The organism is Bradyrhizobium sp. UBA2491 (genome assembly GCF_002341725.1).
Classification (GTDB): Bacteria; Pseudomonadota; Alphaproteobacteria; order Rhizobiales; family Xanthobacteraceae; genus Bradyrhizobium.
Genome location: NZ_DDOP01000079.1, coordinates 85,732 through 86,137, shown reverse-complemented (window position 1 = coordinate 86,137; position 406 = coordinate 85,732). Strand labels below are relative to the sequence as shown.

The window sequence follows — 406 nt, the reverse complement described above, 5'->3', positions numbered from 1 at the left end:
GGCTTCCGGCAAAGAAAACGACGGGGAGTCCGTATGAGTTTTTCCGAGGAGCAGGTCGCGTTCCGCGACAACGTGCGCAGGATGGTCGCCAAGCACGTGGCGCCGATCGCCGCCGAGATCGACGAGACCGACCGCTTTCCGCTCGAGCTGGTCAAGCTGTTCGGCGAGATGGGACTGATGCAGCTCTGGGTGCCGGAGCGTTACGACGGCCCGAACGGCAATCTGACCATGGCCTGCATCGCGCGCGAGGAGATCTCGAAGGTCTCGCCGGCCTGCGCGTCGATCGCGGCGCTCAACACCATGTTCATCATGCCGCTGCTGCATTTCGGCTCTGAGGAGCAGCGCAGGAAATATCTGCCGATCATCGCCAAGGGCGGCGTGGTCACGGCGATCGCGATCTCCGAGC

At 63.8% G+C, this 406-nt stretch carries 1 protein-coding gene; it reads left to right on the top strand.

What is annotated here, in order from left to right; all coding sequences use genetic code 11:
• Positions 1–33: 33 nt before the first annotated feature.
• Positions 34–406, top strand: a 373-nt coding sequence (locus B2W55_RS27120) for an acyl-CoA dehydrogenase family protein (RefSeq protein ID WP_291532348.1), incomplete at its 3' end; no start/stop codon positions are given.